Genomic DNA, 16,376 nt, shown 5'->3' on the forward strand with positions numbered 1-16,376 from the left:
CTGGAGCTCAGAGAGCGGCGGTTCGCTAGCGATGCGCCGGGGTGCAGTCGCCGAAAACCGAGGGAATTCGGGGCGGCAATCCTGGATCTCGGGGCGTCGAACGTCAAATGGACGGCGAAACGGGGTCTGGAGACCCTGTTTCACACGCGAATCCTGCGGGTCAGCGCTTCTTCGCCGGCTTCGGCGGACGGCTCGCCTCGTAGCGCGCGATGTAGCCGTCGACCGTGATGCGGCGGACGGTGTCGCGGATCACGTCGAGCGGCAGCGCGTCGAGCGAGCGGAAGCGGAGGCACGACTTGCCCATGTCGAGCTTCTTGCCGCTCGCGCGGTACGCCTCCTCGAAGCGCGCGCGCTCGGCCTCGTCGGCGTACACGCTCATCAGGTAGAGCGACATCGTCGTCTTCTGCGACGCGAGCGAGAGCACCGCGAGCGGCTGCCCGTTGTACGTGTCGGGATAACGCGAGAGCGGGATCGACCACGTGATCATCCCGTGTTGGATCGACTCGTCGAAGCCGGGGGCGAGGCTCGCGTCGATCATCTCCCGCAGCTGCGTGATCGCAGCGCGACGATCGGCGGGGAGCGCAGCGAGGTAGTCGGCGACCGTGCTGAGCATGCGCGCGAGGCTACGCCGGAAACGAAAGGGCCTGCCCACGACGCGCGCGGGCAGGCCCCTTCAGGAGATGCGCTTCGGATCAGCGACGCGCGGGCGCCTCGCGGAGCGCGCGGTCGATCGCCTGCTGGAACGCGGGGAACGGCTGCGCGCCCTGGAGCAGGCGGCCGTTGATGAAGAACGACGGGGTGCCGATCTCCGCGCCCGCGCGACGGACCGCTTCCATGTCCGCCTGCACGGCGGCCTGGTGCGTGTGCTCGTCGAGCGCGCGGCGGAAGCGCGCCATGTCGATGCCGGGGATCTGCGTCGCGTAGCGCTCGAGATCCTCACGCGCGAGCGCGCGCTGGTTCTCGAAGAGCGTGTTGTGGAACTGCCAGAACGCTTCCGAGCCGCGCTGCGCGAACACTTCCATCGCCGCCTCGGCCGCCGGGCCCGCCTGCTGGTGGAAGGGCAGCGGGTAGTTGCGCCAGACGAGGCGCACGCGACCCTCGTACTGCGTCATGACCTGCTCGAGCGTCGGACCGACGCGGCCGCAGAAGGGGCACTGGAAGTCGCTGAAGATCTGGATCGTGACCGGCGCGTTCGCCGCACCACGGGTCGGCGCGTTGCGCGGGACCGCGATGTCGTAGACGCGATCGGCGTCGGGCGCCGCCGCGGCCTCTTCGCCGCCGCCCTCGGGCATCGGGAGCATGACCGGGCTGGTCGCGCCGTTCGCGATCGTCGCCTCGTACACGCCCGCGCGCGGGGTGCCCGCCGACACGCGCTCACGCGCACGCGCGAGCTCGGCGTCGATCACCTGCTGGAACGCCTCGAAGGGCTGCGCGCCGCGGAGGTTGCGGCCGTTGATGAAGAACGAGGGCGTGCCGCTCGCGCCGAGCTGGCGGGCGAGCGTCTGATCCGCCTCGATCGTCGCGCGGTGCGTGTGCTCGTCGAGCGCGCGGCGGAAGCGCGCCATGTCGAGGCCGACCTGCTGCGCGTAGCCCTCGAGCTGCTCGCGGCCGAGCGCCTGCTGGTTCTCGAACATCAGGTCGTGGATGCGCCAGAACGCGTCGTTGCCACGCTGGCGGTACGCCTCGACCGCGGCCTCGGCGGCGGGCATCGCGTTGTCGTGGAAGGGCAGCGGGTTGTGCTTGAACACGAAGCGCACGTCGCGGCCGTAGCGCTCCTCGATCTGATCGAGCGTGGGGCGGACGCGGTTGCAGAACGGGCACTGGAACTCGCTGACGATCACGATCGTGACGAGCGCGTCGTTCGGGCCCTTCGTGGGCGAGTCGCCGACCGGCACGCGGTAGACCGCGTTGGGGTCGGGCTGGGGGCGGCGCGGCGGCGCCTTCGCAGCAGCGGCCTCACCCTCGGCCGCGGCGGGCGCGGTGCGCGCGCCACGCATCAGCGCGGCGTAGTAGCCCGCGCGCGGCGTGCCGCCCGAGATCGCGCGGTTCGCGCGCTGGATCTCGTCGCGGATGACGGTCTCGAACTGCTCGAAGGGCTGCGCGCCCATGAGCTGACGGCCGTTGATGAAGAACGCGGGCGTGCCACGCGCGCCGAGCGAGTTGGCGGCCTGCATGTCCGCCTGGATGCCCGCCTGGTGCGTGTGGTTGTCGAGCGCCGCGCGGAAGCGGGTCATGTCGAGACCCTGCTGCTGCGCGTACTGCTCGAGGTTCGCGCGCTCGAGGGCGCGCTGGTTCTCGAACAGCGTGTTGTGCATGCGCCAGAAGCCCTCGTCGCCGCGCTGCGCGTAGGCCTCCATCGCGGCCTCCGCGGCGGGCATCGCGTTCTGGTGGAAGGGCAGCGCGTTGTTGCGCCACACGACGCGCACGTCGTTGCCGAAGGTCTCGGTGATGCGATCGAGCGTCGGCTCGACGCGCGAGCAGAACGGGCACTGGAAGTCCGACCACATCACGATCGTGACGAGGGCGTCGTCCGGGCCACGCTGCGGCGCGTTGTCGGGAGCGAGCGCGCGGAAGCGCTCGACGTCGTCCTGCACGGCCGGGCCCGCGCCCGGCTCACCACCACCGCCGGCGCGATCGCCGGCCGCCATCTCGATCTCCTCGCTGGCGGCGCCGCTGCCGCGGCCGGTGAGGTTGCCGATCATCAGGCCGCCGACGAACGCGATCAGGATCGCGATCACGGCCGACGGCGTGCTGATCGTGCCGGTCGGCTGGACCGGCGGGTTGTTGGTGCTCTTGCTTGCCATGAAAAGGGTCCTCTCGTGGCGCACGGCGGCGCGGAGCGAGCCCCCGCACCGGCGAGCGCCGGAACTTGGTTGTCTTCGGATCGAACGATTCGCGAGCAGCGCGCGCACGAGCGCGCGAAGTCCGATCGCGACGCGCGCGCAGGGCGCACGTTTCACGATCGACGATGCGACGCGACGACGATCAGGCGCGCGGGGGCCGGTCGAGCCGGGACGTGACGCCGCTCGGGCCGTGCGTGATCGCGCGCGGCGAGAAGTGGACGAGCGTCACGCCCGCGCGGCCGATGCGCGGCGTGGTCAGGAGCGTGGGGATCGGCGCATGGCGGAGCGTCTCGCGGTGCGAGGTCTCGCGCGCGTCGTCGCGCTGACAGCGAGGATCGTCGGCGGAGCGACACCACGCGACGGGACCGCGGGGGCGCGCCGGCTCCGGCGTCAGCTCGGGCTCGGGCGCGGTGCGATCGACCGTCTCGATCGTGTCGTCGGGCGACTCGAGGACGTCCCCGATCTGCGCGACCGACGCCGTGGGGAACAGCGTATCGGGGCCCAGGCACATGCAGTCGTCCGCCGCCGCGCGGCCCCCCGGGAGGGACAGCGTCGCGATCGCGAGCGCGGCGAGGACGAAACGCGGCATGCGTCGGAGCGCGGGAGTCTACCCTTCGGGTGCTCGGTGGCAACCCCGGGTGCCAGCGCTCTAGGGCCCGCGCATCGTGAGCGGAAGCCCCTCGGCGGGCCCTTCCCGATCGGCATCGCGGCGCGTTGATCGTGCTCCTCGTCGCCATTAGGCTCGCGCGTCTTTCGGAGCCCCGCCCGAGCGAACGAGGCGAGCCCGCTCCGCCGACCAGGGAGACTCGGCTGCGATGAGCACGTTCACCGGTACGCTTCCCGCGCTGATCACGCCGTTCCGCGACGACGAGGTCGACGTCGCGGCGCTGCGCGAGCTCGTCGAGCGCTGCATCGCGGGAGGCTGCGAAGGGCTCGTGCCCTGCGGCACCACCGGCGAGTCGGTGACGCTCTCGGAAGAAGAGCACGCGCTCGTCGTGCGCACCGTGGTCGAGCAGGCGAAGAAGCGCGTCCCGGTCGTCGCGGGCGCGGGCACCGTCTCCACCGCGCACACGATCCACCTCGCGGAGATCTCGCGCAACGCCGGCGCTGACGGCCTCCTGCTGGTGTGCCCCTACTACAACCGCCCGACCCAGGCGGGGCTCGAGGCGCACTTCCGCGCGGTGGCGAAGGCGGTCCCGCTGCCGACGCTCCTCTACAACATCCCGGGGCGCACCGGCGTCGACCTCGCGCTCGAGACCTTCGAGCGGCTCGCCGACGTGAAGGCGATCGTCGGGATCAAGGAGGCGACCGGCAACGTCCTGCGCAGCCAGCAGATCGTCGCGCGGATGGGCGATCGCTTCGACGTGCTCTCGGGCGACGACGCGCTGACGCTCCCGGTGCTGAGCGTCGGCGGCAAGGGCGTGATCAGCGTCACCGCGAACCTCCTGCCCAAGGAGACCAGCGACGTGGTGCGCCTGTGGAACGCGGGCGACGTCGCGGGGGCGCGCGCGCTGCACCTTCGTCTGAACGCGGTGCACGAGTCGATGTTCGTCGAGGCGAACCCCGGCCCGGTGAAGGCCGCGATCGCCGACGCGGGGCACATCGCGAAGGAGATACGCCTGCCGCTGGTGTGGCCCGGCGAGGCGTCGGTCGAGAAGGTGCGCGCGGCGCTGCGCGCCTTCCGCGGGGCGAGCGCGTGACCGCTCGCGCGCTGCGCGTCGCGATGCACGGCGCGGGGGGCCGCATGGGCCGCGCGATCGTCCGCGCGATCGCCGACGACGGAAAGCTCGCGCTGATCGCGGCGATCGATCGCGAAGGCGGGGATGCGATCGGCAAGGACGCGGGCGAGCTCGCGGGCGTGGGGTCGCTCGGGGTCACGGTGTCCGCGGATCGCGCGCTCGCGACCAAGGCGGACGTGGTGATCGACTTCTCGTCGCCGATCGCGACCGCAGCGATGGCGCGCGCGTGCGCCGCGGCGCGCACCCCGATGGTGATCGGCACGACCGGGCTCGACGCCGAGGCGAACGCCGCGATCGACGCGCTCGCGAAGGAAGCCGCGGTGGTGGTCGCGCCGAACACCGGCATCGGCGTGAACGTGCTCTTCCATCTCGCGGCGGAGGCGGCGCGGCTGCTCGGCCCGGCGTTCGACGCCGAGATCGTCGAGATGCACCACAAGAAGAAGGTCGACGCGCCGAGCGGCACCGCGATCCGGCTCGCGGAGCGGGTCGCGGAGGCGAAGGGCTTCGGGCCCGAGTCGTTCGTGCACGGGCGCAGCGGCCAGGTGGGCGCGCGCCCCGAGCGCGAGATCGGCATCGTCGCGCTGCGCGGAGGCGACGTGATCGGCGATCACACGCTCGTGCTCGCGGGGCCCGGCGAGCGCATCGAGCTCACGCACCGCGCCCACGATCGCTCGCTCTTCGCGACCGGCGCGCTGCGCGCCGCGCGGTGGGTCGCGTCGGTGGGGCGCGCCGGCCGGTTCGGCATGGGCGACGTGCTCGGCTTCTGACCCTTGGCTGTCCCCATCCGGGGAGCATGTCGAGGTGTCATGATCCACTACCAGGGCCGCTGGGCCGTCGTGACCGGCGCGTCGTCGGGGCTGGGGCGCGGGCTCGCCGCCCGGCTCGCCGATCGGGGCATGTCCCTGGTGCTGACCGGCCGCAACGAGGCCCGGCTGAACGAGACCGCGCAGGAGATCCGCCGCGCGGCGCCCGAGGTCGAGGTCGAGACCGTCGTCGCGGACCTCTCGACCCGCTCCGGGATCTCCGCGCTGCTCCGTCACATCGGCGACCGGCCGATCGAGGTCCTGGTCAACAACGCGGGGTTCGGCAGCTACGGCCCCTTCGCCGAGGCCGATCCCGAGCGCGGGACCAACGAGGTCGCGGTCGATGTCGGCGCCGTGATCCTGCTGGCGCGCGCGTTCCTCCCCGGCATGCTCGCCCGGCGCAGCGGCGGGATCCTCAACGTCGCGTCGGCGATCGCGTTCCAGCCCGCGCCCTATCAGGCGGTCTACGGCGCGAGCAAGGCGCTCGTGCTGTCGTTCAGCCAGGCGCTGTGGGCCGAGGCGCGCGCATCGGGCGTGGCGGTCACCGCGCTCTGTCCGGGGCCGACCCGCACCGGCTTCGTCGACGCGCTCGACGCCGACGTCGGCCACACCGCGATCTATCGCCGGCTCGCCGACCCCGAGCCCGTCATCGACGCCGGCCTGCGTGGGCTCGACAAGGGCCGCGCCGTCGTCATCCCCGGCCTGCGGAACAAGCTGATCGCGACCGGCGGCCGGTTCATGCCGCGCGAGTGGCTCGCGCGCGTCTCGGCCCGGCTGCTGGGCCCCACGAGCACCGCCCCCCGCCCTCCGATCGAGGTCCACAACGAGACGGTGGTGCGCGCCTCGCCCGAGCGGGTGTGGGATCTGCTGAACGACGTCGCGAGCTGGCCCTCGTGGCATCGCGCCTGCCGATGGGTCCACGTCGACTCGGCGGACGGCGCGACCCGGCCGACGTCGTTCCGGTGGAAGGCACACCCGGTCGCGCTGCGCAGCACCGTCGTCGCCGCCGATCGACCGCGCACCTTCACGTTCACCGCGGATGCCCGGGGGCTGCACGCCGAGCACTCGTTCACGCTTCGTCCCACGCCCGACGGGCGGAGCACCGTCGTCGTCAGCCACGAGACCCAGGTGGGCCCGCTCCCGCAGCTCGGCCGGGCCGCGCTGAGCCGGCGGCTCGACGCCGCCAACCAGGCGTGGCTCGCCGATCTCGCCCGAACCGCGGGCGACGGCGCGGCAGCAGCGCGGTGAGGAGACCCTCGAGGGTCGACCAAACGGCACGCGTGCCGTTCGTTCGGGGGTAACTACCCCCAACCACCGGGATCCCATGCCGATCCGATCACCCGAAGGGGTGAACCGAACGGGATCGATGCCGTTCGGTTGGGGGTAACTACCCCCACAAACGGCATGTGATGCCGTTCGGTCGGACCTCGAGGGTCGGCGAGACGGGATCCCATCCCGGTTGGCTCACCCGAACGGGTGACCCGAGCGGGATCGCATGCCGTTCCGACCCCCCTCGAGGCTCGGAGAACCCGGGCTCACATGCGATCGAGCGTCAGCGTGCAGTCGGGCGGGCAGGTGATCGCGAGGGTGCCCGCGGTCGCGTCGTAGCTGCCGGTGCACGCGACCGCCTCGGCGCCCGCCAGCGAGAGCGACGCGGTCACCGCGCCCTCGGGGTCGACGGTCAGCGTGCCCGAGACCGCGGCGTCGGCGACGGTGGCGATCATCCACTCGCACGAGCTCGCGCCGGCGCGGACGTTGAGCGCGGCGCTCATCGCGACGCCGCAGCCGCCCACCGTCTCGGCGTAGCTGCCGGGCGTGAGCGCGACGCAGGTGGGGCCGCTGTCGGGGGGCGCGGCATCGCGCGGACCGGCGTCGCTCACCGCGGCATCGCGCGCGCCGCCGTCGCTCGACCCCGCGTCGGTCTGCGCGCCGATCGCACGGCAGGTGCGATCCGACGCGCAGCGGTACCCGAGCTGGCAGTCGGTGTCGATCACGCACTCGGGGCCGTCGTCCCCGCAGGCAGCGAGCGCGAGGACGAGAGCGAGTGGGAACAGCGCGCGGATCGACATCGCGAGCGAGACTACTTCATGACGTGGCGGTACACGAAGAGGCCGCTGAGGATCTTCGGCGCGAAGAAGGTGCTCTTCTCCGGCATGACGATGTCGGGGTTCGAGAGGCCCGCGTCGGCCACCGCGACGAGCTCGTCGATCGACACCGGGTGCAGCGCGATCGCGAGGTCGTACTCGCCGCGATCGACGACCGCCTTCATCTGATCGATCTGCGACTCGGGGTAGTAGTCGAAGTGCTTCGGGTCCTGGATCATCGAGTGCGTCAGGCCGAGCTGCGGATAGAGCTCGCGCTCGAGGATCGAGCAGTCGAGGCGGCCGACGACGTCGGTGGGGATCGTCTTGGCGTCGAGGAGGTACGCGCCGTCTCGGGTGTAGAGACAGAACGTGTGCTTCGGCGGCGTGTGGAGCGTGCTGGTGGGACGCAGCTCGAGCGCGCTCTTGATGTCCGCGAACTTCCGCACGCCGTTGACGACGCGGTCGTAGGCCTGGATGCGCGCTTCCTCGGTGACGTAGACGAGCGCGTGGGTCTGCGGGTTGAGCAGCGCCGCGTGATAACGGTGGTGGCCGTCGGCGATGTAGAAGGGCTGGGTCGCGAGCGTCGACTGGATCTCGCGGCCGAGCTCGCTCGCCTGGGTGACGCGCCAGATGCGCGACTCGATGCCGTGCAGGTCGTTGAGCGCCTGGAGGTCGGTCGTGAAGTGGTAGAGCGGCGCGGCGCTCTTGGCCTTCGCGAGGACGGCGCCGATCTTCGCCTGGGTGAGCGCGAAGACGGGACCGAAGGTGTGATCGGTGGCGCGCGCGAGGGCGATGCGGCCCTTCACCTTGTCGTCGAAGGTCTTCTCGTGGCGGATGATCTGCTTCGCCGCGTAGGGCGTGACCTCGGCCGCGACGAAGACGCCGGTGCGAGCTTCGGCGCCGAAGCGCTGCTCGTAGACGTAGTAGGCGGGCTCGTCGTCGGCGATCAGCGCGGCGTCGGAGCGGAGTCGCGCGAAGGCCTCCGCGGGGCGCTCGCCGAGCGTGACGTGATAGAGCGACTGCGCGCGCGCGGCGAGGAGCGCCTCGAGCTTGCTGCCCTTCTTGATGACGTCGTAGGGGGGCGCGGTGACGAGAGCGACCTGCTCGGGCGCGGGGCGCAGACCGGTGAGACCGATGGTGGCGACCATGCGCGCCTCGGTACCAGAGAGGCGCGGCCACGACAATGAGCCGCGGGTGAGGAACTGCCGAGGACGTGCACGAGCACGAGCACGTGCACGAGCACGTATGCTGTGCGCGTGCGGTTGGCGGTGATCGGGGACGTGCATCTGCGCTTCGATGCGAGCGACGTGGCGGCGCTCGATGCGCGTGGGTACGACGCGCTGCTCTTCGTGGGGGATCTCGCGGGGTACGCGCAGCGGGGCGGGGTGAAGGTCGCGAAGGTGATCGCGACGCTGCGCACGCCGGCGATCGTGGTGCCCGGGAACCACGACGCGACGAACGCGGCGCAGCTGCTCGCCGAGGTGATGCACAACGACGCGGCGGCGGCGCTGGTGTCGCGAGGCATGAGCGCGCGGGTGGCGGAGCTGCGCGCGGCGCTGGGCGGAGCGGCGCTCGGCGGGTACTCGCTGCACGCGGTGCGCGGTGCCGACGGCGAGCGGATCGACGTGGTGGTGGCGCGGCCGCACTCGTTCGGCGGGCCTCGGCTCTCGTTCCGCGCGTACCTGCGCGAGGCGTTCGGGGTGGAGTCGATCGAGCAGTCGACCGAGCGGCTGTGCGCGGTGATCGATCGCGTCGAGGGCGAGCGTCTGATCGTGCTCGCGCACAACGGGCCGAGCGGGCTCGGGGATCGGCGGGATGCGATCTGGGGCGTCGACTTCAGGCCGAGCGAGGGCGATCACGGCGACGTGGATCTGCGCGCGGCGATCGAGCACGCGAGGGCGCGCGGCAAGAAGGTGATCGCGGTTGTCGCGGGGCACATGCACCGGAAGCTGCGCGGGGGCGGGGAGCGCGCGTGGCAGGTGCGCGAAGGCGAGACGCTCTTCGTGAACGCGGCGCGGGTGCCGCGGGTGTGGCGCGAGGGCGGAGCGCGGAAGCGGTGCTGGGTCGAGGTGGGGATCGAAGGGGAGCGGGTGGAGGCGCGCGAGGTGGTCTCGGACTGAGCTCGAGCACGCGCAGGTGGCACGTGGACGAGCACGCGGGACGAGCACGTGCACGAGCACGGGTCTCGCGCAGGTGGCCGGGCGCTCGGATCGTCGACCTCCCTTCGTTCGCTCCGCTCCTTCTTGGTCTCGTCAGTGGCCCGGTGTTCCTGGCGCTTCGCTCGTTCTTGCTCTCCTCGCGAGGCATCGGGAATGATGTCGCGGTGAGGCGCTCTCTCGACCCGACGCTGCAGCCCGGCGCGACGCTCGACGGACGCTTCCGTCTGGTGCGCGAGATCGCGGCCGGCGCGATGGGCGCGGTGTGGGAGGCGATCGACACCACCGGGCGTGCCGCCGATCCCCACGTCGAGGCGGGCACCGTGGTCGCGCTCAAGGTGCTGCGGCCCGAGCTGCACTCGGAGCCTTCGATCCGCCGGCGCTTCCGGCGCGAGGCGTCGGTGCTGCAGTCGATCTCGCACCCCGCGGTGGTGCGCATCCTCGACCTCGGGACCGACGCCGGCGATCGCTCGTACACGGTGATGGAGCTCTTGAAGGGCGAGACGCTCGAGGCGCGGCTCGCGCGCGACAGGCGGCTCGACGCGCCGACGCTCGCGCCGATGCTGCGCGCGATCGCCGACGGGCTCGGCGCGGTGCACGCGCACGGCGTGATCCACGGCGACCTCAAGCCCTCGAACGTGTTCCTCACCGAGGGCGGCGAGACCCCGGTGAAGATCGTCGACTTCGGCCTCTCGAAGATCGAAGGGCTCGAGCGGCTCACGCGCACCGGCGAGCTCACTGGCACGCCGGCGTACATGGCGCCCGAGCTGCTGACCGGCGCGAGCGAGCTCGACGCGCGGCTCGATCAGTACGCGCTCGGCGTCGTGCTCTACCAGGCGCTCGCGGGGCGCCTGCCCTTCGTGAAGGTGCACCCGGGAGCGCTGATGTTCGAGATCGTGATGGGCCAGGGGACGCCGCTGCGCGAGGCCGCGCCCGACGTGCCCGAGGCGGTGTGCGCGGTGGTCGCGAAGGCGATGGCGCCCAAGCGCGAGGATCGCTACGCGGACGTGCTCGAGCTGGCGCGCGCGCTCGAGGCGGCGAGCGCGTGATGCGGGCGGCGACGGATCCCAACGCGAAGCTGCGCGGGCGGCTCGAGTCGTTCGTGATCGAGAGCGCGGCGCTGCGCGGGAACGTGCTCGGCGATCCCGATGCGCGCGAGGTGCTGGTCTATCTGCCGCCCTCGTACGACGCGTCGAGCACGCGCCGTTATCCAGTGGTCGTGATCCTCGCGCCCTATGCGGCGACGAACCGATCGATGGTCGCGTGGCGGCTGTGGGAGCCGAGCACGTTCGAGCTCTACGAGTCGCTGCTCGCGCGCGGTGAGGCGGAGGAGGCGATCCTGGTGTCGCCCGACTGCTGCAATCGGTGGGGAGGGAGTCAGTTCCTCGACTCGCCGGCGAGCGGGCTCTACCAGTCGCACGTCGCGGGCGAGGTGCTGCCCGCGGTCGACGCGCGGTATCGGACGATCGCCGAGAAGGCGGGACGCGCGGTGGTGGGGCGCAGCTCGGGCGGGTTCGGCGCGCTGCGGATCGCGCTCGATCGGCCGGAGCTCTTCGCGGCGGTGGGCAGCCACGCGGGCGACGGGCTCTTCGAGGTGAGCATCCGTCCGACGTTCACGAGCGTCGCGATCACGATCGATCGCGAGGGCGGGCTCGAGAAGTTCCTCGAGCGCTTCGAGCGCACCGGGCCGAAGGGCGGCGGAGACTTCGACACCATCGCGATGATCGCGACCGCGGCGGCCTACGCACCGGCGCCCGATGCGCCCTTCCCTCACTGCGAGCTGCCCTTCGATCCGCGCACCGCGCTGCCGATCGACGCGGTGTGGCAGCGCTTCCTCGAGCACGATCCGGTGGTGCGCCTCGAGCGCGACGCGAGCGCGATGCGCGATCTCGCGCTGGTGTTCCTCGATGCCGGGGATCGCGACGAGCACGGGCTGCAATTCGCGGCGCGCCGGATGGCGGAGCTGCTGCGGGCGCGAGGCGCGAACGTGCGCCACGAGGAATTCCCGGGCGGCCATCGCGGAACGCACGCGCGGTACGCGGTGTCGCTGCCGGCGCTGATCGGCGCGCTCGCGCGGTGATCGAGCGCAGACGCGAGCACGCGATCGATTACGATGCGCGCCGTGGTTCGATGCCATCGCTTCGCGTATGCTCGGCCCGCACCGGCGGCGGCACGCGTGAACCACGGGCGTGCTTGCTGGTTCGCGGACTCACCGCCGCGGAGAAGAGACGGCCGAGGCTCGAGCGCATGACCAAGAAGACGGCTTCGAAGAGCTCCCCCAAGCCCGCCGCACGTGCGCCTCGCGCCTCGAGTGGACAATCGGCAGCGCGTCAATCCGCGAAGAGCGCACCGAGCAAGGCGCCTGCGAAGCCGAGCGCGGCGACCAAGAGCGCGGCGCCGAAGAGCAACGCGAGCGCGAAGAAGCCCTCGGCCCGGGCCGCGACGCCCACGCCGCCGCCGCCCAAGGCCGTCTCGGAGCGTCCGGCGCCGATCGTCGAGGACGTCGCGAGCACGAGCGGCATCACGTCGGCGGGCGGCATCGCTGCCGGCGGAGGCGGTGGGGGCGGCGCGGGTGAGCTCGCGGATCGCATCCTCGAGGCGAGCGATGCGGCCTCGGTGGCGGCGCACGCGGAGCACCTGACGAGCGACAAGCCGACGACCGCGACCGCGGCCGCGCGCATCCTCGACGAGCTGCTCGCGAAGAAGCCCGAGATGCTCGTGCCGACGATCGACAAGCTCGTGAGCGTGATCACGTCGGGGCCGAAGCGCTCGGTGCAGACCGCGGCCGCGGCGCTCCCGGTGATGGCGCGGCTCGCGCCGGCGCGCGTGGCGCGTCACCTGCCGACGCTGACCGATCGCTTCGCGGAGGCGTCGGAGATCGGGAAGGACGGCCTGGTGTCGACGTTCGCGGCGCTGTGCACCGCGTCGGTCGCGTACCAGAAGCGTCTCGAGCCGGTGCTCGAGCTCGCGCTCTCGACCGCGGATCCCAAGACGCTGCAGCGCTGGACCGAGATCGTGCTGCCTTCGCTCAAGGGCGAGCCGCACGCGCGGGCACGCGCGGTGGTCGAGGATCGACTGAATCACATCCCGCGCCCGCAGGCGCAGCCGATCGCGACGTTCCTCGGGATCAAGCTGCGTCCCGCAGCGATGCGCTGACGTGATCACCGACGCGAGCGCAGTCGAGCTCGTCGTGCTCGCGCTGGTCGGGCTCGTCGCCGGGTGGATCAACACGGTGGCGGGCGCGGGCTCGCTGCTGCTGCTGCCGGCGCTGATCTTTACCGGGCTCGACGCGAGCGCGGCGAACGCGACGAACCGGCTCGGCATCCTCGCGACCACGATCGCGGCGGTGCTCGGCTATCGGCGCGCCGGGCTCTCGGTCGGACGCAACGAGCTCGTGCTCACGGGCGCGGCGATGGTGGGCGGCGGGATCGGCTCGTTCATCGCGACGCTGCTCGCGCCGGAGCAGATGCAGATCGCGATCGTGATCGCGATGGGCGTCATGCTCGTGCTCTCGCTGATCCCCACGAAGAAGAAGAAGGACGAGACGAAGCGCGCCGAGGGCGAGGCGCCGCCGCCTCCTCCGAAGCTGCCGCCGCCGACGCCGGGGATGATCGCGGCGTTCGTCGCGATCGGGACCTACGGCGGGTTCCTCCAGGCCGGGGTCGGGATCGTCGCGCTGCTCTACCTGTCGATCGCGCACGGCGTGTCGCTGGTCGCGTCGAACGTCGTGAAGAGCACGGTGACGCTCGCGCTGACGGTGATCGCGATCGCGGTGTTCGCGGCGCGCGGCGAGACGATCGACCTGGTGCGCGGTGGGGTCCTCGCGGCGACCAGCGCGATCGGCGGGCTCGTGGGCGCACGCGCCACCGTCGCGCTGGGGGATCGCTTCGTGCGCATCGCGGTCGTGGTCGCGGTCGTCGCGAGCATGGTGAAGCTCGTCTACGACATGATCTGAGTGTCTGCCGGAGTGCGCGGACGGTAGGGACCAGCGGGCGAGCCGATCTTTCGATCGCCGCGTGCGCAGCCCGGCACACCCGCGCCGTGAACGGCCGTACATCTCGCGCGAGGGACGTGGAAAACCACGATTTTGTGCGGCGGCCCACGTTCTGCTACGTGCTTCAGCATGCTTCGCCCGCGCGCGTCCCTCGTGGCTCTCCTGGCGCTCCTGATCACATCGGCATGTGGTGGCGGCGGGAGCCGCACCGCGACGACCGCGACCATCGGCGACGACGACGACGCGCGCACCGGGGCGCCCGAGGGCTGGCCGCGCGTGCTCGTGGTGACGCCGGGCTCGGGGCCCGCGCTCTTCCTCGGGCCCGAGGACGACTCGCCGGCGATCGGATACCTCTCGACCGGCACGCGGGTGCGCCTCGACGGGCCGGTGCGCAACGGCCGGGTGCCGGTGACGGTGTCGGGTGGGCTCTCGGCGCGCGGCTGGATGCCGCTCGGGCGCGTGGGCGCGTACACGACGCAGCGTGGTCGCATCGAGGGCACGCCGACGTACGTGGGCGTCGGCGATCTCGTCAGCATCGTCGAGAAGACCGACGCCGGGTTCCGGGTGCAGATCGCGCCGTGGCTCGGTCGCGCGGAGAACGATCGGCTCGGGCCGTGGACCGCGGAGCTGCCCGCGGACTGGCTGAGCGACACGCGCCCCGAGGGCGGCGACGGTGGGCTCAATCCGGGTGAGAACCGCGTCGTCGCGGCGGGTCAGGAAGTGCCGATCTACGACCGTCCGAACGGGCGCGTGATCGCGTCGCTGCCGATCGCGGATCCGCCGCACGGAGTGGTCGTGCTGCGCGAGCGCGAGGGCTGGGGCGGCGTGCGCGCGGGCGTGGGGCCCTTCGTCGTCGGCTACATCCAGACCGCGCAGCTCCAGGCGGCCGAGGCGGCGCCGCGCCCGACGTACTCCGCGCCGGGGCCGAACGATCAGGGCGTGCCGGCGCGCATCGCGAACGAAGAAGGACGGCTCTACCGCGTCGGCGAGGGCACGCGGGTGCGCTTCCTCGATCGCATCATCGCGCGGGTGCGCGGACAGGGCTGGGCGCGCGAGCTCGGGCCGATCGACGAGGAGCGCGTGGACGTCTACGTCGCGGTGGACGACGCCAGCGCGGTGCGCGGCGTGGTGCGCCGGAGCGACCTCACGCCGGTCGACGGAGCGGCGCCCGCCGAGACCGCCCCGAGCGAGGGTGGCTCGGACGAGCTCGGCGACGAGTGAGGCTGCGCCTCGAAACGAAGCGCCTCGTGCTCCGCTTGGCGGAGCCACTCGAGGCGCACCTCGTGGTGGACTACCTCGATCGCAACCGGGCGCACCTCGTGCGGTGGGAGCCCGATCCTCCGCCCGGCTTCTACACCGAGGGGTACTGGCACGAGCGCATCCACCAGCTCCGTCGCGAGGAGGACGAGGGGCGCCTGGTGCGCGTGCACTTGTTCGAGCGCGATGCGCGCGAAGCGCGCGTGGTGGGGACGATCGGGCTCTCGAACATCGTGCGCGGCGCGTTCCACAACGCGCACCTCGGCTTCGGTCTCGACGGCGCGCTCGAGGGGCGCGGCTTCATGCGCGAGGCGCTCGAGGGGATGATCGCGTATGCGTTCGGCCCGCTCGAGCTGCACCGCCTCGAGGCGAACCACCAGCCGCACAACCTGCGCAGCGCAGGGCTCTTGCGACGGCTGGGGTTCGTGCCGACCGGCTACGCGCGCGACTACCTGCACATCGACGGCGCGTGGCGCGACCACGTGCAGACCGCGCTGATCAACGATCGTTGGAGGAAGAGCTCCCGTTCTTGACGACCGCGGCGGCCTGACGCTTCGCCGCACCACGCGTCATGACGAAGTGCGCGATGCCGGGCGCGTGCTGGCCGAGCGCGGCGCCGAGCTTTCCGTGGCCGGTGAAGACGTGCTCGCGCTTGCGGGCGCGGATGGCGCGCAGCATCTCGCGCGCCGCGCGATCGGCGGGCCACATCAGGTTCTTCGGGCGCTTGTCGGCGCGCGAAGGATCGTGGCGGCCCTGGTTGTCGACCTGCGCGATCTCGCTCTCGACGAAGCCGGGGTGCACGAGCGTGCACGAGACGCCGGTGCCGTCGAGCTCGATCGAGAGCGTCTGACCGATCGCGCGCAGCGCGTACTTCGACGCGGTGTACGCGGCCATGCGCGGCGTGGGGAGCAGCGCGGAGACGCTGCCGACGAGCGCGATGCGGCCCTTGGTGCGCTCGAGGTGCGGCAGCGCGTGGCGCGCGGTCATCGCGGCGCCGATCACGTTGGTGTCGAGCTGGCGGCGCCAGTCCTCGGCACTGAGATCGCGTACCGCGCCCGCGACCGAGAAGCCTGCGTTCGCGATCGCGAGATCGAGCCGGCCGAGCTCGCGGACGATGCTCGAAGACGCGATGACGACGTCGCTCTCCTCGGTGACGTCGCACGGCACTGCGAGCGCGCGACCGCCCGCCGCTTCGACCTCGCGCGCGACCTCCTCGAGCCGTTGCTGGCGCCGGCCCGAGACCGCGACGATCGCGCCCTGTCGCCCGAGCTCGATCGCGAGGGCGCGCCCGATGCCGCTGCCCGCGCCCGTGATCCACGCGACCTGATCCTGCCAGTGCTTCGTCATGCGCCGCCTCGGTGAGGGAGTCCGCGCTCAGTACCACGATCTCGCGAGGTCGCGCGATGCGCCGATCCGGCACGTGGCCGTCGCATCGGTGAAAGCGCGCCGGCGCAGGTGACGATTCGCGCTCGCGCGGGGAGCCGTGTCGATCGCGTCGCT

16 protein-coding genes are annotated in these 16,376 nt (G+C 72.2%); 10 read left to right on the plus strand and 6 right to left on the minus strand.

Annotated elements, in window-relative coordinates:
* Window positions 1-160: 160 nt before the first annotated feature.
* The 3 genes from I5071_RS19740 to I5071_RS19750 form a co-directional block, all read right to left on the minus strand.
* The gene (locus I5071_RS19740; RefSeq protein ID WP_236607033.1) at window positions 161-613 is read right to left on the minus strand and encodes a DUF1801 domain-containing protein; all 453 of its coding nucleotides are present in this window, start codon (window positions 611-613) and stop codon (window positions 161-163) included.
* A 79-nt stretch (window positions 614-692) separates the two neighbouring features.
* Complete coding sequence (locus tag I5071_RS19745) at window positions 693-2,804, minus strand: DsbA family protein (RefSeq protein ID WP_236607034.1); 2,112 nt, start codon at window positions 2,802-2,804, stop codon at window positions 693-695.
* 181 nt (window positions 2,805-2,985) lie between these two features.
* Window positions 2,986-3,432: a hypothetical protein gene (locus I5071_RS19750; RefSeq protein ID WP_236607035.1), complete on the minus strand. Its 447-nt coding sequence runs from the start codon at window positions 3,430-3,432 to the stop codon at window positions 2,986-2,988.
* Between the two features lie 226 nt (window positions 3,433-3,658).
* Between I5071_RS19750 and dapA the strand changes: the two genes are divergently transcribed.
* The 3 genes from dapA to I5071_RS19765 are packed head-to-tail and all read left to right on the plus strand — an operon-like array spanning window position 3,659 to window position 6,633.
* Complete coding sequence (gene dapA / locus I5071_RS19755; RefSeq protein ID WP_236607036.1) at window positions 3,659-4,543, plus strand: 4-hydroxy-tetrahydrodipicolinate synthase; 885 nt, start codon at window positions 3,659-3,661, stop codon at window positions 4,541-4,543.
* 23 nt (window positions 4,544-4,566) lie between these two features.
* Window positions 4,567-5,349: a 4-hydroxy-tetrahydrodipicolinate reductase gene (gene dapB / locus I5071_RS19760; protein WP_419249658.1), complete on the plus strand. Its 783-nt coding sequence runs from the start codon at window positions 4,567-4,569 to the stop codon at window positions 5,347-5,349.
* Window positions 5,350-5,388: 39 nt separating this feature from the next.
* Window positions 5,389-6,633 (plus strand): SDR family NAD(P)-dependent oxidoreductase, encoded by a 1,245-nt coding sequence (locus I5071_RS19765; RefSeq protein WP_236607038.1) that lies wholly within the window; start codon window positions 5,389-5,391, stop codon window positions 6,631-6,633.
* 287 nt (window positions 6,634-6,920) lie between these two features.
* Here the strand turns inward: I5071_RS19765 and I5071_RS19770 are convergent, their stop codons facing one another.
* Together I5071_RS19770 and I5071_RS19775 are read right to left on the minus strand one after the other, a co-directional pair.
* Complete coding sequence (locus I5071_RS19770; RefSeq protein WP_236607039.1) at window positions 6,921-7,454, minus strand: hypothetical protein; 534 nt, start codon at window positions 7,452-7,454, stop codon at window positions 6,921-6,923.
* A gap of 11 nt (window positions 7,455-7,465) precedes the next feature.
* A complete protein-coding gene (locus I5071_RS19775; protein WP_236607040.1) occupies window positions 7,466-8,617 on the minus strand; it encodes a DUF1015 family protein in 1,152 nt (383 codons plus the stop codon).
* Between the two features lie 108 nt (window positions 8,618-8,725).
* Between I5071_RS19775 and I5071_RS19780 the strand changes: the two genes are divergently transcribed.
* From I5071_RS19780 to I5071_RS19810, 7 genes are all read left to right on the plus strand, one after another.
* Entirely contained in the window at window positions 8,726-9,589 is an 864-nt protein-coding gene (locus I5071_RS19780; protein WP_236607041.1) for a metallophosphoesterase, read from the plus strand.
* Window positions 9,590-9,792: 203 nt separating this feature from the next.
* The gene (locus I5071_RS19785; RefSeq protein WP_236607042.1) at window positions 9,793-10,674 is read left to right on the plus strand and encodes a serine/threonine-protein kinase; all 882 of its coding nucleotides are present in this window, start codon (window positions 9,793-9,795) and stop codon (window positions 10,672-10,674) included.
* Window positions 10,674-11,705, plus strand: a complete 1,032-nt coding sequence (locus I5071_RS19790; RefSeq protein WP_236607043.1) for an alpha/beta hydrolase — start codon at window positions 10,674-10,676, stop codon at window positions 11,703-11,705. Before I5071_RS19785 ends, I5071_RS19790 begins: the two co-directional genes overlap by 1 nt.
* A gap of 167 nt (window positions 11,706-11,872) precedes the next feature.
* On the plus strand, window positions 11,873-12,781 hold the full coding sequence (locus tag I5071_RS19795) for a hypothetical protein (protein ID WP_236607044.1): 909 nt from the start codon (window positions 11,873-11,875) through the stop codon (window positions 12,779-12,781).
* 1 nt (window position 12,782) lies between these two features.
* Window positions 12,783-13,580, plus strand: a complete 798-nt coding sequence (locus I5071_RS19800; RefSeq protein ID WP_236607045.1) for a sulfite exporter TauE/SafE family protein — start codon at window positions 12,783-12,785, stop codon at window positions 13,578-13,580.
* Between the two features lie 168 nt (window positions 13,581-13,748).
* The gene (locus I5071_RS19805; RefSeq protein WP_236607046.1) at window positions 13,749-14,840 is read left to right on the plus strand and encodes a hypothetical protein; all 1,092 of its coding nucleotides are present in this window, start codon (window positions 13,749-13,751) and stop codon (window positions 14,838-14,840) included.
* 26 nt (window positions 14,841-14,866) lie between these two features.
* Window positions 14,867-15,409: a GNAT family N-acetyltransferase gene (locus I5071_RS19810; RefSeq protein ID WP_236607047.1), complete on the plus strand. Its 543-nt coding sequence runs from the start codon at window positions 14,867-14,869 to the stop codon at window positions 15,407-15,409.
* Here the strand turns inward: I5071_RS19810 and I5071_RS19815 are convergent.
* The gene (locus tag I5071_RS19815; protein ID WP_236607048.1) at window positions 15,375-16,223 is read right to left on the minus strand and encodes an SDR family NAD(P)-dependent oxidoreductase; all 849 of its coding nucleotides are present in this window, start codon (window positions 16,221-16,223) and stop codon (window positions 15,375-15,377) included. The genes I5071_RS19810 and I5071_RS19815 overlap by 35 nt on opposite strands.
* Between the last annotated feature and the right edge of the window lie 153 nt (window positions 16,224-16,376).

Origin of the sequence: Sandaracinus amylolyticus (genome assembly GCF_021631985.1) — a bacterium.
GTDB classification, from domain to species: domain Bacteria; phylum Myxococcota_A; class Polyangia; order Polyangiales; family Sandaracinaceae; genus Sandaracinus; species Sandaracinus amylolyticus_A.

Excerpts from the sequence above, each read along its gene's own strand:
- I5071_RS19740 (WP_236607033.1), bottom strand. The coding sequence starts at position 613 with ATGCTCAGCACGGTCGCCGACTACCTCGCTGCGCTCCCCGCCGATCGT.
- I5071_RS19745 (WP_236607034.1), bottom strand. The coding sequence starts at position 2,804 with ATGGCAAGCAAGAGCACCAACAACCCGCCGGTCCAGCCGACCGGCACG.
- I5071_RS19750 (WP_236607035.1), bottom strand. The coding sequence starts at position 3,432 with ATGCCGCGTTTCGTCCTCGCCGCGCTCGCGATCGCGACGCTGTCCCTC.
- dapA (WP_236607036.1), top strand. The coding sequence starts at position 3,659 with ATGAGCACGTTCACCGGTACGCTTCCCGCGCTGATCACGCCGTTCCGC.
- dapB (WP_419249658.1), top strand. The coding sequence starts at position 4,567 with ATGCACGGCGCGGGGGGCCGCATGGGCCGCGCGATCGTCCGCGCGATC.
- I5071_RS19765 (WP_236607038.1), top strand. The coding sequence starts at position 5,389 with ATGATCCACTACCAGGGCCGCTGGGCCGTCGTGACCGGCGCGTCGTCG.
- I5071_RS19770 (WP_236607039.1), bottom strand. The coding sequence starts at position 7,454 with ATGTCGATCCGCGCGCTGTTCCCACTCGCTCTCGTCCTCGCGCTCGCT.
- I5071_RS19775 (WP_236607040.1), bottom strand. The coding sequence starts at position 8,617 with ATGGTCGCCACCATCGGTCTCACCGGTCTGCGCCCCGCGCCCGAGCAG.
- I5071_RS19790 (WP_236607043.1), top strand. The coding sequence starts at position 10,674 with ATGCGGGCGGCGACGGATCCCAACGCGAAGCTGCGCGGGCGGCTCGAG.
- I5071_RS19795 (WP_236607044.1), top strand. The coding sequence starts at position 11,873 with ATGACCAAGAAGACGGCTTCGAAGAGCTCCCCCAAGCCCGCCGCACGT.
- I5071_RS19805 (WP_236607046.1), top strand. The coding sequence starts at position 13,749 with ATGCTTCGCCCGCGCGCGTCCCTCGTGGCTCTCCTGGCGCTCCTGATC.
- I5071_RS19815 (WP_236607048.1), bottom strand. The coding sequence starts at position 16,223 with ATGACGAAGCACTGGCAGGATCAGGTCGCGTGGATCACGGGCGCGGGC.